Below are 14,950 nucleotides of genomic sequence, written 5' to 3'. Positions count from 1 at the left end.
TAAATATCGGCTTTTATTTCAGAAATACGTTACCTGTTAAAATTGAACAATTGAGTATGCTCATTCTTCTTTCCTGTAACAAAGTCGCGGATAATTTCGGCAGCAATTACGCTAAAAGTGATGCCATTGCCCCCAAAGCCAAGCGCAAAATAAGTGTTGGGCCTTTCGGGGATGCCACCGATATAGGGTAAGCCATCTTTAGTACTTGCAAAGGCCCCGGCCCAGCTATAATCTGCTTTTAAGGGGATATGAGGCATTTTCTTAATAAATGCTTCCTGTAACATCGCAGCCTTACGCTTAATAACGGAAGGCTGCATATGCGGACGATGAAATGGATCATCACGGCCACCAACCAGGATCCGGTTTTCGCTTACCGCCCTAAAATACATATAAGGCACGGCAGTTTCCCAAATCAGGCTGTCTTTATACCAAAAATGAACGTCGGGCAATGGCTCTGAAACCAGTGCATAGGTTGAGTTAATTTCGGCTACTTTTTTTGATACGTATTTCAGGCTTTCATAACCGCAGGCAATAACCAGTTTTTTTGCTTTGATAGTAAAGCCATTATCGGTATTAAGGGTAATGCCCCGTCTGTTGTGTTCGATGGTTTTGATCCCCGTGTTATTATAAGCCTTGTAGCCTGCTTCGCTAAAGCTTTTAAGCAGGGCGTGAGTAAGCAAATAGGCATCAACTTCTCCGCCATCGCCCGAAAAAATAGCACCCGAAGACGTAAATCCGAACTTTTGCCTAATCTCATCCTCCTCAAGCCATTGTACATCGAAACCATGCTTTTTGCGCAGGTTGTATTCCTGGTTTAAGGCAGTTGTATGTGTTTTAAAACTGGCATGCTGCAGGCTTGGTTTCAGGCTAAAGTCAAAAGTCGGTTTTAATGATTTGCACAAGTCGGCAATGTCATAAATGGCTTTGCGGCAAAGTTGATAGCTTTTTACGGCATTAGCTTCGCCAATCAGGTTTTTTAAAGTGGTAAGAGGCGTATCAATTTCATATTGTAAAAAAGCGGTGCTGGCGGCGGTACTGCCCATGCCAACATGCCGCTGATCAAAAACGGCCACACTTAAACCCGAATTACGGAGATGCCAGGCTGTTAATGCCGCGCTGATACCACCGCCCATAATAGCTACATCCAGCTTCAGGTTTTTTTGAAGAGAAGGGTAGGAGGCAACTATGCCGTTTTTCATTAACCAATAAGGCTGTTGTTCATATAAATTCATGAATTTCGACAGATGTAACAGAACAACATGAAATCTATCTTTAAGTTTTGGGCATGGGATCAGATGTAATAACGGATTGTTCAGCGCCTGGAAAAATCACGAAGAGTTTATTTTAAGGCAATATTTTGTTAATGAGTAAATTATATGCTGAGGTGAAAAATCTTTCAAAAAAAATTTTGCAACTTGATTTAAAATCCTACTTTTGCACACCCAATCAGAAAGACGGGATGTAGCGTAGCCCGGTATCGCGCCACATTTGGGATGTGGAGGCCGCAGGTTCGAATCCTGCCATCCCGACAAAAGCGATACCACGTATCAAAAACCCTCTAAATTGAAAGTTTAGAGGGTTTTATTTTCTGATTGGCAGAATCATAATACCCGGCGAAAGCCAAACGGGATGTAGCGTAGCCCGGTATCGCGCCACATTTGGGATGTGGAGGCCGCAGGTTCGAATCCTGCCATCCCGACTACCGGTAATAAAAAGCCTTGACGAAAGTCAGGTTTTTTTTTGTTTTATGAAATCTTTATTTTGCCGCGTTTACTGAATGATAATCTCTCCAAAGCCATTCCAATGCTTCCGGAAGCGTTTGTTTTTTAACGTTATTATCCACATGGCGGGCGTTTCGGGCAAAAACAAACTGGTATTGATAATTTTTAGCAGCGAGCTCTTTAGCCATATTTTCGTTTGCAAGCACCCAATCATGCATGCCATCGCGCATAACGTTTGGATTAAAAAGGTCCTGGTCGCCAACCTCCAGCCAAATCCTTAATGGTTTTGGTCGGCTTCTTGCAATCAGGTGTTGATGAAATTCCCAGGCGCCATGCGGCGTTTCCGGGTTATAGGGCCATTGCTGGTTGATATAGGTACCTGAATAGGTGAGCACCCGGTGATACCATTCCTGATGGAACCAGGCCATGATTAACGCGCACGATCCGCCGGAGCTGCCACCCATGGCAGCGCGGCCATCCGGGTCTTTTGTTAATTTTACCAGGCATTTGCTTTCAACAAGCGGCAACACTTCGCTTTCAACAAATTCGGCATACCTGCCGTTCATCGTATCATATTCAAGCCCCCGCTGGCTTCCCTGCGCGTCGCCACCACCGTTGCCTATTGATATAGCGATCATCGGTGGCACTTTTCCTTCAGCGATGAGATTGTTTAAGACCGTAAAGAGCAAATCGTCCGGGCCGTCGGCACCGATGATAAACGGTGCTTCGGTGCCTGCGATGTACTGCTTAGGAACGTATACGGTTACCTGGCGGGTATAGGGGGCAGGGTGACTGGTTGTAACGATCAGTTTAACCGGATTAGCCGGATCTGGTGTTCCGAAGGTGTTGGGCTCTCTGGCAATGCCAGGATAGATTTTACTTTCCTTCGAATTCATGGTAATCCGGTATATCGTACCCTGCGGAGCGTTGGTTTGTACCATTGATTGCGGCAACGGACTATGTGTAGGGCCGATTATAAAATTGCCATTTACATTTGGCGAAGGATTGGTTCCATCCGGCAGTTCCGTAGCGGTAACATACCCGGGGGTATGCGGGTCTCGAACCGGAATCTGGGCTATGACTGGGTTTGCACACCAAATTGTGCAAAATAATATACCCAACACCCAGGGGCGATTGTATATTTTAATTAGCCTCATTTTGGGTTGATTTATGGAAGTGATTATTTAGGATACGTTTAAAATTAAAATTTGCAACCGGATATTGCGAATTAACTTACTGATTTACTTTCTGTAAAGGCGACAAAAGCTGTACTTGAGCAATAATGTTACATGTAACAGCAGATGGGCGTATAAAAAAGCCCGATGCAAATTGTACCGGGCTCGTCAATATAGTTTAGTTGTTTGTTATTGGTTATTAGTGATTAATGGTTATCAGCTGTTTGTTTTCAAATGATTTTACGGAATGTGTTGGGGGAGCTGCAAGCATTCCGTTCATGATCTGCTGCTTTATATAGGTCGAATACTTTATAGCTCCTTTATAATTTAAATGGCCGAAATCTGCAAATTCGTCGTTTTTTAACGGAAAGTTATTGAAGTCGAGAAACTTTATATCACTAAAATAGCGTTGGCGGATCAATGAAAACTCAGCCTCGTTACTTCGGTATTCATATAAAGGATGCTGGGGGCTCCTGATCAGGAAGACGTTTTTGTGCATGCTGGTACAATAATCTATTATCTTCCTGAGGTATTGAATATTAGTTGTTGAGATAGTGTTTTCATTGGGGGAGGCTTTCTTGTTTTGGCCTGCAGGATTAGTTGAGGGTAAGGGTTTGGTGCCTTCTATTTTAAAATAGCCTCCGGTTTTTCCGGTATAATTATAGTTAAATGAAAGGGCCTTGATGAGGTTGCTGCGGGCAGCTATGCCTATACAATTCATAAAGTATTTTGAATTGTGCCGGGCCAGCAATTTAAAATCGGATACTCCCATAAACGGTGCGTATTGCGGAAACATGTTCGACATATAAGTATATCCCCATGTCCAGTCGTCCATCTTGGGATCAATCTGATTGTTTGAAAATTCAATTAAAACGGTTGTTACCTGCGGGTTTTGCGATAGGTATTTTTTTACTTTTTGAAAGGTATAAAAATAAGATTCGGCCGAATGGGAAAGATTGGTAAGCTTAGGTATAAGCGTATCGTCATAAGCACACTCAGAATGCGAATGACCGAAGATGACAATGGTGTTGCCTTTTTTTATGCTGAACTTTGAAAACTTACTTACCATGTAGCCCGGAATTAAGGCTATTACCAATACGAGCAAGCAGCCCACCAGGGCAAATGTTAGGGTCTTGATTAAAAAGCGGTGCATGGCTTAAAATTGAAAATAAATAAACTGCTGCTCTTTACCTGTAAATAAAAATATCACCACGATTAGCGTGTAATAAAATGCCAACCTGTACCCCCGCTTCCTTAGCCAGGTTAATTTTTCAATGGCATATTGGTTTTCCCGGCCCTGCCACTCCACTATGATAAAAGTGATAATAAGGAGGATAACCTCAAACAATTGCTCTTTGCTGACATCCAATTGAGGTACCGAGAAAAGTGATTTTGAAAAGATGCCACCAATGTATTTAAACGCCTGTGTAACGCTGTCGGCCCTGAAAAAGATCCATGCAAAAATCACCTGTGTAAAGGTGAGTACCATTTGCATAAACTCACGGGGTGTTGGTAAAGCATTGCCTTTAGCTACAATTTCGAGGTGATTACGGTTGGTTTTTAACAGGATTGCGGGGAGGATGAACAGGGCGTTTAGCAGTCCCCAAATGATGAAAGTCCAGTTTGCCCCATGCCAGAAGCCGCTAACGAGGAAAATGATCAGGGTGTTGCGTATCTTGAGCCAGGTCCCGGTTTTGCTGCCTCCAAGCGGGATATACAGATAATCCCTAAACCATGATGAGAGTGAGATATGCCACCGGCGCCAAAACTCGGCTATATCCCGCGAAAAATAGGGGAACGCAAAGTTTCTAAGCAAGTCAAATCCAAAAAGCCTGGCAATGCCCAGTGCCATGTCGGAGTAGCCTGAAAAATCGCAATAGATCTGAAATGCGAAAAATATGGCGCCTAAAACCAGCGTACTTCCCGAATAATGAGCGCTGTTGGCAAATATCAGGTTGGCGTAGTCGGCACATTGATCGGCTATGACAGCTTTTTTAAACAGGCCCCAAAGCATTTGCCTCAGGCCGTTAATGGCTTCCTGGTAATTAAATTTCCTTGCTGCTTTTACCTGGGGTAACAGGTGTGTGGCCCGTTCAATTGGCCCTGCTACCAACAGTGGAAAAAAGCTTACGAATAGCGAATAGTCGATAAAATTTCGCTCGGCTTTAATACGGCCTTTATAAACATCAATTACGTATGACAATCCATGGAAGGTGTAAAAAGAAATACCAACAGGCAGGATGACATTTAGTGTAAACGGGCTTAAATGAATGCCGATATCTGCGCATACGGCAGCGAGTGATGATGCGAAGAAGTTGTAATATTTAAAAACGCCTAAGAATCCCAGATTTACAGATATACTTAACCAAAGCCAAAAGGTTTTGAGCTTCTGATTTTTTGCCTGGTACATTTTCAGCCCGGTAAAATAATCCAGCAGGGTTGAAAATATCAGCAAAAACAAAAAACGCCAGTCCCAACAAGCATAAAAGAAATAGCTTGCCGCCATTAGCAATAAGTTTTGCTGCTGCAGTTTCCGGTTAAATACAAACCAATAAAGCGCAAAAACTACGATCAGGAATATTCCGAACCCAAACGAATTGAAAAGCATGGCATGTAAAATTATAGGAACAGCTAAAACAGGTTGATTGAGGTTGTTTTTTAGGTGTGGAGGCAGGGAATAGGTAGATGTAAAAAAAAGACAATAAGAAAGTCAATCGCCGTTGGGAGCAATCAACTTATAATGGCATTAAAAAATTGAGTACAGGATTTTAATCGATAATAAATAATTTTTTATACCCGGATTACGTTACTCGGGTTTTAATGTATTTTCATTACGCAGCGCTTCATTGAATTTTTCAAGCAGTTTGATATACTTGTCCATCCAATAATAAATAGCATCAAGAGGAGCATCTTTTGCCTCATGGGCTTCAATATCTTTTTCAGCGTTGGGAGAGTTAAATCTCAATGCAAATTCATTTGGAAACTCTTTCGAAAAATCATGTTCTATGACAATTCCTATCTGACAAATGATGTCAAAGCTAAGCCTTTTGGTATTGAACCAATTGTACAAGGTTCGTCTGCTTACATTGAGCTTCCGGGCGATTTCACTTATCCCCATATGGTCGCGTCTAACAATTCGCTCTACGATTTTACCAAAATGTAAATCTTGAGTGTCATTAATACCAATTGATCTTTGATCATTATTGATATATGAGCTAATAGGGTAATAAACTTTGCTGTGCATAAGATTAGATTGAAATTAGGTTGTCAACTTTTAATTGGTTAGCATATATTAAATTTAGGTTGTATAGTAAATTGCAGGTACTCACGGTGCCTAAGGTTCAAATAATCGGTTTGGCTTTTAATCATGAATTTCAGATTTAGGTTGTTCATTGGTATTAATATTCCTTACCTTTTTCTATTCAGATAAACAAAAAGTAAATTTTTTGAAATCTTTGTTCTATTGTTTACTTAATAAAAATATGTATACTTCTTTTTTAATTCAACCTATAAAAGGTCAAATTATACCTGTAAAGGGTGGTAATTAATAGTTTTCTAAGAAAAATTCGATCTCTTCAGATTTTTATTTGTCCATTTTGTTCATTTTTTTGTGAGCGATAGTTAAGTTATTAAACCTTTGCCCATTCAATATAGTATCATTTTAACGGGATTTCATTTGGGTAAATTTACTTTCAAAATAAGATAATTTTACAACTATTCGCTATCAAGACGAATCTCCTCGTAAGATGTTAGAATGTTGATAAGTTTTTTTTGCAGAGCAGGAAATTTTGAAAATTAAAAATATTCCGCCCGGTGAATTTTAATAAATAAAACGTTTTTTTATTAAACTGGGGTGATGTCAAAAAGTATGCCTGATAGCTTTTTGCATTTATTGTTTTGAAGTTCGGGGTAACCAATTATTCTTATTCGTTTTAAATTGCCGCCGGCAGTTATCACTTCTACTTCAATATCAAATGGGTTGCCGTATTTCAATGAGTTTCTCAGCGCCTTTTTAACTATAATCCGATTTTTGCCTTCCTTCACAAATTTCCAAACAGCCTTCATATTTGGTATAAAATGATCCGGCAGTTCAAAGATGTTTTGTATAACCTTGTCCCATTGTGTTGTATGAGTAAGCATATCCCGGGTCCAGGTGCCAATTTTTGAAATGGTATCGGCTTTTTTCAGAAGCTTTGCCGCTCGTTCATTCTCCTTTTCAATTGCTTTGATTTTGGATATATCTTCGGTATGTACGCATAAGCCGCCAACTTCTCCTGATGGGGTAAACCATGGATAGATATTCCATTTCAGCCAGCAGCGGATACCATTGTTCTTTTTCAATAATAGGCCATCACATTGATATATATTGCCTTTTAAGCAATGAAGGTGCAACTTTTCGCATTTCTTTTTTGTGGATGGCAATATTTCGTATACGCTTTTATCAATAAAATTTGTGTTTTGGAGATTATATTCGGTTATCCAGCTTTTTGAAGCAGTAATAAACTGCATCTGGCTGTTAAACATGGCTATAGTAATAGGAGCCTCTTCAATCAGTGTTTTATAGTGACTGATGTTTTCTTTTTGAGACTGTTCAGTCTCCTGAATTGCTGATTTTTCTTCTAGATATTTATGGTAACATGCTGAAAAGTTTGACGGATTGGAAAAATTTAGCATCACCGCCATTTGATTTTTATTGCAGCGCTTTTCCCTGATATATCTGTCGGCTATTTCCATCTGCAGATACCGGTAATAGGAAAAAATAGTTCTTCCAAAACTTTGCTTAAAATCTCTTTTTAATTTCGATTCGGATACAAAATGTTTTTTTGAAAGTGCCGAAATGCTTGGAAACCCGGTGAACAAGTTTTCATTTAATGTTTTAGCAACATTTTCAAGTAACTGGTCGTTCTGTGTTACAAACTCCGGCAGTTCTTCAATACGTGTTTCATCATCAGCTGATTTGGAGTTTAGCGGGCTGATATCAGCCATATGTGCGTAAAATCCCTTTACATCGCCATTAATATAGTCGGGGTGGTAGGTAACCCGTACATTTTTCGCTTTGCCCGAATATAAATGGATCACCTGGTCAAAAACCTGTATTTTACCTGCCAGGGCACCATTAATATGTGGGAGTTGAACATCAAATAAGGTACCTAAAATATCTGAAAGATGAGATTTATTGATCATTTGATCTGGTGTTATACCAAACCAATCGGCCGTAGCTTTATTGGCATATCTGCAAATCAGGTTTTTATCCCAATAAGCAAGCATAGCCTCTGTGTGCTCCGACACATTGAATGCTATTTCAAAAAAATTAGAATTCAAATCAAAGGACATAAGATTCCCTCTTAAAAAATATTACTCATCAGCTTTACCCATCTTAAGGCGGATGAGTTTTTAGGTTATAATTTTCTTAAATCTGCAAATTATTATTGACAAGATATGAGATAGGTCATATAAATATTACAAAAAATCAGTTGGCCATCTGTTTATCAATCAATTTTATATCAAGCTTTTCATATTGCGAATTATTGCTGATATAATCTGGCAGTATGCTTTTCATTTTAGATACCACTAAATCAACCTCATTATGAAGGTTAAGTTCCAACAGATCTGTTATTAAATTGTTGATTTTAGTGTAGCTAACAGGGATGTTTTTTGAGATCTTAATGTCTTTATTGTAAGTTGGTATTACCTCCTCTTCGGCGTTTAGCAGCTCTTCGTACAATTTTTCGCCGGGACGCAATCCTGTATAAACAATCTGTATATCTTTTCCCGGAACAAGGCCGGCCATTTTAATCATATTGGCCGCCAGGTCGGCAATTTTTACAGGTTCGCCCATGTCGAACAAAAATATTTCGCCACCCTTGCCCATCACCTCTGCCTCGAGCACCAGTTGTACCGCTTCGGGGATTGTCATAAAATACCTGGTGATATCGGGATGGGTAACGGTAACAGGGCCTCCTTTTTCAATTTGAGCTTTAAAACGGGGTATTACAGAACCGTTTGAGCCCAGAACATTACCAAAGCGGGTTGTGATAAACCGGGTTTGACTACCTTTTAACGGATCGGAGTTAAAAAAATGTTCTTCAAACAACAGGTTATTTAGCGATTGGATATACATTTCGGCAATGCGCTTTGACGCGCCCATAATATTTGTTGGGCGCACTGCTTTGTCTGTTGATATCATCACAAATTTTTCAACATTAAATTCAATCGAGATATCGGCCAGGTTTTTTGTACCCCATACATTGGTTAAAATCGCCTCAGTTGGATTGTTTTCCATCATGGGCACATGCTTGTAGGCAGCTGCGTGAAATACAATTTGAGGCTTGTATAAGTTAAATAGCGTTTTTATACGTCCGGAGTTTTGAATGTCAGCAATAAACACCCGTGTACGGTTGCCGTACAACCCGTCTTCAATTTCCATTTGTATATCGTGCAGCGGGGTTTCGGCCCTGTCACATAACACAACAAATTCCGGGTTGTACATCAGCACCTGCCTAACCAGCTCTGAACCTATTGAACCTGCGGCGCCTGTAATTAAAATCCTTTTGCCCTTAATTTCATCTAAAATATGTTCATTACAGATCTGTATGGGTTTGCGCTCAAGCAGGTCTTCTATTTTTAAGTCTTTAAACTGATTGGGGTTCGGTTTACCATTTATCCACTGATCAGATGACGGCACAACAATTACTTTTATACCAAGCTCAATGCATTTTTCAACTGCCTTTCTTTTTCCGTCGATTTTTATATCCTCAGATGTTATCAGCATCGATTTAATATCAAAGCGGCTTTTTAACAGGTCAATTGATTTAATAGGATAAACCCGCGTTTGTTCAATGCACTTTGCTATCCTGTCAATCCCGGTGTCAATAAAGCCCTGAACATTGAGCATAAATCCTTTTTGTGCTTCAAGCGCATTTTTAATGAGGATGGAAGGTTCGTTAGAGCCATAGATCAGCACATTCTCTTTTTCAACTTTATAGCTTGTTGCCTCGATGTATTTAAAAACATCCTTGATAATAATACGCATGCACATCAGCATAGAAGAGGTGATGAAAAAGTTGATCAATAGTACATCCACCAATCCTTTAACATCTATTTTTAGATAGAAAGCAAAGAACATATGATAAAATAGCAGGAACGTAACGTTACTTGCCAGTACAGTTATTAAAATCCGCATCATATCCCGCGTGTTGGAATAGCGTATAATGCAGGTATGGATTTTCATGATCATAAAAATCAACACTGCATTAACGCAGTAAAACATCATGTAATAAAGACTGATGGGATCAAACTGAAGCCGGTTTTTAAAATATAGTGATGTCCATAATGATAACAAAACTACCATCAGGTCAATTACCAGGATTAACCATCTTGAATGGAATTTATCCTGGAATAACAAATTTTTGAGGTATATCATAACTGGTTTATTTAGGTATTCGTCTTAAGCGTATCTGTACAGCGGGAAAAAATCCACTTCGGCATTTTCTTCGATGCCCTTATCCTGTAAAAGCTTTTGATATATTTCGGGATTGGCAATATATCTCCACGTTTTAAAATCAAGATGAAGGTCGGAGAAGGCACATTTCCAGTCAAAGAGCTTGTCGTTCTTAAAACCAAGGCCGCCGCCCAGGTTGTAATATTTCATGCCTTTTTCTCTGCCAATCTGCGTTATGGAATCGGCCAGGAATTTGGTTGGGCTATGATGTAAATATTCTGCACGGGCACCTACTAAATGGGCTTGAATAATGCCGTTTGTAAAGGCTATTATAGTGCTTGCAATTGCGATATCATTATAGTAAACAGTTAATAGGCGGGCTTCATATTCAGAAGTGTTTAATATTTCTGAAAAGTATTTTTCATTAAACAGGTAGTAACTGCTGGCGCCTACACGTTTCATGTTTTCGGTGTAAATTTCAACAAAGGTGTTTAAGCCGGCGGCATTGGTTTCATCCTCTACTCTAAACCCTCTTTTCCAGGCGTGCTTAATAGCGTCCATGGTTGATTGCCTGTACTTTTTACGCTGCTCTTCAAGAGTAAGTGACAAATCAAATACAACAGTTTTACCGTTTTCGTGAACTCCTCCAAATTTCTCTAATAATTTTTGCTGCTTATAAAAAGGATGCAACCTTACAAAAACAGATACATACTTTTCATTTACCAGGAAATTACTGAAAGCAGTTTTAAAATTTTCCATCAGCGCTTCATCTATCTCATCAATTTTTTGGTTTGAAAAAGGGCCTGAAAATCCATATACACAGGTGAGGTCGCTATAATCAGATCCAGGAATTTTTCGCTGCAGCAATGGGAAACCTATGTAAGTGCCAGCTTCCTCGTATACAAAAAGAACAGGATCACCGGCTGTTTCAAGTGAATGGTAATGCCACGTATGATAAAAATCATATTCGGCAGAATTACCCACGTAGGAAATCCATTCCTCTTTATTGAGAAGGGTAAAAATCTTAATCATTGAATTAAAGTTTAGGAGATAGAAAATTATGCCTCTTGATTTTGAAGGCAAACAAATTTACTTTTAGTGATGCTCATCATGATCAGGTCGTTTTTCTTACCTGTAATTTCAAACCCTGCCTTTTCATAAACGGTAATAGCTGCAATGTTTGCCGGGTGAACTTTTAAGTAAATTTCCTCCAGTTCTTTGATCAAAAATCCGTACCGTATCATTTGTACTGTAGCCTGGTAACCGATGCCTTTACCCCAGTAAAGCTTGTTGCCAATAAACAGGTGTAACTCGGCATCACGATCAGTAATATCCAGTAACTGGATGTTGCCTATGTATGTATTCAATTCTTTAACGCAGATGGCAAATCTGAGCTGGTCGGTCCTGGCGAGTTTTTCACGCAACCAGGCTGTTTCAATTTCTGAACTGATGTAATGTGTGGGTTTGTAGCCGGTGTATACCCATATTAGCGGGTCATTGCGCCATGCGTAAGATGTGGACGCATCTTCTATTACAAGGGGGCGTATGTAAACTGAAATGGTCATAAAAAAAGTCTTAACGTATTTAACATATTAAACATATCCTGAAGATCATACCGCTGATCTATTGGTAATGGCACCAGGCATTGGGCCAGGTAGTTTTCGTTGGTGTTTTTTTTGGTCCATTTAAATACATTTGGCCAGTAGGTTGCAACGTATATTTTTTTCTGTATCAAATGGACCTTCAGATGTCGGTCGTTAGTTAAAAAAGGGTAAACCATCGGCACAGTATGTTCATCTGTGGCATCAAACTTAAGCAGGTTAAATTCGGCGAGGTGCTTATGTAAAAAATTGAAATTTCGTTGCCGCACAAATACACATTCGTTGTAGTTGATGCTTGAGAGTATTTTACGGGTTAGCAGAGACATTGACCTGATCTCGTTGTTTTCAAGGTCTTTATTGTTGTTCATGTAGTCGGAATATCCGGCTTCTATACCCGAGTCTATACTTTTTATCAGGTGCGAAAACCGGTGAACCGAAGTGTCTACGGGGAGTTTTTTAGCTAACTTTCTTTTAATGCTTAAATAAGCGCCGTCCGGAACCCCAAAAAACTTGCGGCATGAGTAAAATGTATCAACACCGGCAAGGGGCTCTGAAAAAAAGGCCTGCGAGTTGTCAATGATGAGGTTTTTGATTTTGCCGCTGAGCTCTGATACTTTTGCTTGTTTTATACCAAAATAATTGGTGTATAAAAAGCAGGCATCATGCTCGATATCAAAATCAATAACAGGATCTAACTGCCGGTCAACGTGATAAAACTGGTATTGTACGCCTGTTCGTGTAATTGGCTCAAGCAGCACATCGCAAGTGAAATAAGGTATATAGATTTTGTGGTATTTTTTTTGTATCAGTATGTACTCTAACGCATTGCGCCCTGTGTTTAAATGAACCAAATCGGGGTAATATTCGTTCCCTTTGGGCAGTTCCAGCTCTAAATACCCGCCTATGGGTTTTAAAGCGGCTTTATTTTTTTGCATGACCGTAAATTGAAGGTGAAAAATAAAGTTGTTATCCCTGGTCGCTTTTATACATTCTTAAATGAATGGGCTGATAATATTCATCCAGGTTTTCTGGAATACGCGAATTGTAACCCAATACCTGCCGCTGATCAGCACTAAGCCTATCAATAAAGTCGTATCCTAATACCCTTGGATAATCCATTTGTGGTTTAATAAATGGGCGTGTAAAACCCAGCGTTAATGCGCGGCGTTGCTTGATAGTTTTATTTTCGCCGGCAGCATGCCAGATGTTTGAGTCGAAAAGAATAATACTGCCTTTGGGTGTTACCGCTCTGTCTGCCTGTTCGTAAAAATAAGTTTCGTTGGGTTTGATGTCTGTTTTATGAGATCCGGACAGGAAATAAGTAGCACCGTTTTCTGCAGTAAAATCATCAAGGGTAACTATCATTTGTACCAGTAATTTGGTGTCGCCCATAAAGGTTCGTACATCGCGGTGCATGTTACTTACGTATGGATGTTGCTGCTGCGTGTGTATTACAGCATTAAAGCCATTCAGTATATAATTTCCGCTCAAAAAATAAGCTATCTCATCGGCGCAATACATTTTCTCGATAAACGGCAGGCTGAAATTGTCTTTTTCAACAAGATGGTGAAGCGTGCCGGCCATGTTAGCACTTATCCCGTTTTTTTCCTGTATGGCTCGTCGTTTAACGTACGCTTCCTTTAAGTCCTCGTTAATAGTTGCAACAAAATCGCTGTCTAAGGCATTTTCAAAAATAACCCATCCATAATCACGCATGGCAACGCGAAAATCTTCAAAATGCCCGTTTCCGTAATTAAGTATATTTCTCATGTATCGTATTATTGGTTTCGGCTAATTAATTCAGGTCCATTATCTGCATCATCCTGGCGTTTACTTTGTGTACGTCAAATTTTTCCTTTGCCAGGGCCAAGCCGTTCTGTCCGAAGCTGCTGATAGCCTGGTTATTGGTTATGAAGTACTCCATTTTGTTCACGAGTTCGGCCGTGTTTTTTACCGGTATTAAAAATCCATTGCTGTTAGGCGATGTTTCAACAGTTTCCCGGCAACCAACAGAATCGCAGGTGATGATGGCGCGCCCCATCGCCATGGCTTCGAGCAAACATCGTGGAACCCCTTCCCGGTAATATGAAGGCAGCACAACAACAGATGAGCCGCTTATATATGGCCTTACATCATCAACAGCTCCCAGGTAATTGATCACACTCCTGTGTTTTATCTCCGCAAACAAGTCGGGGTGAATGGCATCAACATTATCATCATAAGCCCCGATAAGCTTGAAGGTTACCTGCGGATGCTTCAGGAACAGGATTTGCGCTGCTTCGAAATATTCGCGGATGCCCTTGGCATTGATAAGCCTGGATACCATAATAAAGCTTATATTATTCGTATCTGGTTGAGTAGGAGTATAATGGCTTAAGTCGACACCCGAACCATTCACAACAGCTGTTTGATGCTTTGCCGATATGATCTTAAAATCAAGCAGCGTTTGAACATCATCCTTGTTTTGAAATATAACAGATAAACCCGGCCTGTTTCTGAGACTGAACTTAAGCAGCATGCGGGTAATTTTGCTTGTTAAGGAAGTATTGCCGGCCACAAAAGTGTAACCAAGGCCCGATAGCATAGGGGTTATTGTTTTTACACCGCCCAATTTGGCTGCAATTGTTCCGTATACTACAGGTTTAAGTGTATAGGGGAAAAAAACGTCGGGCTTTAGCTGCTTAATAAGCCGGTAAAGCCTTAAGGCATATTTAAGATCCGATAAAACAGATACATTACTGCCATTGAGGTTATTTTCAAATACAACTATATTTAACAATGCAAGCTTTGCACGCTGATCTGGCGGTATTGTTGGGGTAAAAACATACACTGTATGATCTTTCCGCATCAGCTCAACTAATTTGCCTCTAAAGTCGATAAGAGATTTGGCTGAATCGCAGGCAATCAGCACTTTTTTGCTTGTCATAACAATACAATAAGCAATGTTTGTAAGCGAGGATCGAATTGGTAAGGTTAACCCTGTTCAAATGGTACTATATCAAATAAAAAAGG

The 14,950-nt window shown here is 39.9% G+C and carries 12 protein-coding genes and 2 tRNA genes; 2 read left to right on the top strand and 12 right to left on the bottom strand.

The features are described 5' to 3' along the window. Positions 1-29: 29 nt before the first annotated feature. Entirely contained in the window at positions 30-1,199 is a 1,170-nt protein-coding gene (locus tag AC59JO_RS00460) for an NAD(P)/FAD-dependent oxidoreductase (RefSeq protein WP_497302754.1), read from the bottom strand. A gap of 256 nt (positions 1,200-1,455) precedes the next feature. On the opposite strand from AC59JO_RS00460, the gene AC59JO_RS00455 reads away from it, so the two are divergent. Next, positions 1,456-1,529: transfer RNA gene (locus AC59JO_RS00455), tRNA-Pro, on the top strand. Between the two features lie 96 nt (positions 1,530-1,625). Then, a tRNA-Pro gene (locus tag AC59JO_RS00450) sits at positions 1,626-1,699 on the top strand. A gap of 57 nt (positions 1,700-1,756) precedes the next feature. Here AC59JO_RS00450 and AC59JO_RS00445 read toward each other — a convergent pair. From AC59JO_RS00445 to AC59JO_RS00395, 11 genes are all read right to left on the bottom strand, one after another. Beyond that, positions 1,757-2,878 (bottom strand): alpha/beta hydrolase, encoded by a 1,122-nt coding sequence (locus tag AC59JO_RS00445; RefSeq protein ID WP_497302753.1) that lies wholly within the window; start codon positions 2,876-2,878, stop codon positions 1,757-1,759. Between the two features lie 217 nt (positions 2,879-3,095). Continuing rightward, positions 3,096-4,049 (bottom strand): LB_356 family protein, encoded by a 954-nt coding sequence (locus AC59JO_RS00440; RefSeq protein WP_497302752.1) that lies wholly within the window; start codon positions 4,047-4,049, stop codon positions 3,096-3,098. Positions 4,050-4,052: 3 nt separating this feature from the next. Then, positions 4,053-5,504: an MBOAT family O-acyltransferase gene (locus AC59JO_RS00435; RefSeq protein ID WP_497302751.1), complete on the bottom strand. Its 1,452-nt coding sequence runs from the start codon at positions 5,502-5,504 to the stop codon at positions 4,053-4,055. 198 nt (positions 5,505-5,702) lie between these two features. Continuing rightward, entirely contained in the window at positions 5,703-6,140 is a 438-nt protein-coding gene (locus AC59JO_RS00430; RefSeq protein WP_413668668.1) for a helix-turn-helix domain-containing protein, read from the bottom strand. A 599-nt stretch (positions 6,141-6,739) separates the two neighbouring features. Further along, entirely contained in the window at positions 6,740-8,185 is a 1,446-nt protein-coding gene (locus tag AC59JO_RS00425) for a PAS domain-containing protein (protein ID WP_497302750.1), read from the bottom strand. 181 nt (positions 8,186-8,366) lie between these two features. Then, positions 8,367-10,319: a polysaccharide biosynthesis protein gene (locus tag AC59JO_RS00420; RefSeq protein WP_413668666.1), complete on the bottom strand. Its 1,953-nt coding sequence runs from the start codon at positions 10,317-10,319 to the stop codon at positions 8,367-8,369. 24 nt (positions 10,320-10,343) lie between these two features. Then, the gene (locus tag AC59JO_RS00415) at positions 10,344-11,369 is read right to left on the bottom strand and encodes a GNAT family N-acetyltransferase (protein WP_413668665.1); all 1,026 of its coding nucleotides are present in this window, start codon (positions 11,367-11,369) and stop codon (positions 10,344-10,346) included. 26 nt (positions 11,370-11,395) lie between these two features. After that, positions 11,396-11,902, bottom strand: a complete 507-nt coding sequence (locus tag AC59JO_RS00410; RefSeq protein ID WP_413668664.1) for a GNAT family N-acetyltransferase — start codon at positions 11,900-11,902, stop codon at positions 11,396-11,398. After that, positions 11,899-12,873: a hypothetical protein gene (locus AC59JO_RS00405; RefSeq protein WP_413668663.1), complete on the bottom strand. Its 975-nt coding sequence runs from the start codon at positions 12,871-12,873 to the stop codon at positions 11,899-11,901. The genes AC59JO_RS00410 and AC59JO_RS00405 overlap by 4 nt, the downstream gene beginning before the upstream one ends. A gap of 31 nt (positions 12,874-12,904) precedes the next feature. Further along, positions 12,905-13,708, bottom strand: a complete 804-nt coding sequence (locus AC59JO_RS00400) for a phytanoyl-CoA dioxygenase family protein (protein ID WP_413668662.1) — start codon at positions 13,706-13,708, stop codon at positions 12,905-12,907. 25 nt (positions 13,709-13,733) lie between these two features. Beyond that, positions 13,734-14,864: a glycosyltransferase family 4 protein gene (locus AC59JO_RS00395; protein ID WP_413668661.1), complete on the bottom strand. Its 1,131-nt coding sequence runs from the start codon at positions 14,862-14,864 to the stop codon at positions 13,734-13,736. Positions 14,865-14,950 lie beyond the last annotated feature (86 nt).

It is taken from the genome of Mucilaginibacter sp. A5337, assembly GCF_059690695.1.
This window is presented reverse-complemented; position numbering and strand designations above follow the sequence as displayed.

What these genes read in the sequence shown, in the direction of transcription:
- AC59JO_RS00400 (WP_413668662.1), bottom strand. Translation starts at nt 13,708, where the DNA reads ATGAGAAATATACTTAATTACGGAAACGGGCATTTTGAAGATTTTCGC.
- AC59JO_RS00430 (WP_413668668.1), bottom strand. Translation starts at nt 6,140, where the DNA reads ATGCACAGCAAAGTTTATTACCCTATTAGCTCATATATCAATAATGAT.
- AC59JO_RS00440 (WP_497302752.1), bottom strand. Translation starts at nt 4,049, where the DNA reads ATGCACCGCTTTTTAATCAAGACCCTAACATTTGCCCTGGTGGGCTGC.
- AC59JO_RS00410 (WP_413668664.1), bottom strand. Translation starts at nt 11,902, where the DNA reads ATGACCATTTCAGTTTACATACGCCCCCTTGTAATAGAAGATGCGTCC.
- AC59JO_RS00435 (WP_497302751.1), bottom strand. Translation starts at nt 5,504, where the DNA reads ATGCTTTTCAATTCGTTTGGGTTCGGAATATTCCTGATCGTAGTTTTT.
- AC59JO_RS00420 (WP_413668666.1), bottom strand. Translation starts at nt 10,319, where the DNA reads ATGATATACCTCAAAAATTTGTTATTCCAGGATAAATTCCATTCAAGA.
- AC59JO_RS00415 (WP_413668665.1), bottom strand. Translation starts at nt 11,369, where the DNA reads ATGATTAAGATTTTTACCCTTCTCAATAAAGAGGAATGGATTTCCTAC.
- AC59JO_RS00445 (WP_497302753.1), bottom strand. Translation starts at nt 2,878, where the DNA reads ATGAGGCTAATTAAAATATACAATCGCCCCTGGGTGTTGGGTATATTA.
- AC59JO_RS00460 (WP_497302754.1), bottom strand. Translation starts at nt 1,199, where the DNA reads ATGAAAAACGGCATAGTTGCCTCCTACCCTTCTCTTCAAAAAAACCTG.
- AC59JO_RS00405 (WP_413668663.1), bottom strand. Translation starts at nt 12,873, where the DNA reads ATGCAAAAAAATAAAGCCGCTTTAAAACCCATAGGCGGGTATTTAGAG.
- AC59JO_RS00395 (WP_413668661.1), bottom strand. Translation starts at nt 14,864, where the DNA reads ATGACAAGCAAAAAAGTGCTGATTGCCTGCGATTCAGCCAAATCTCTT.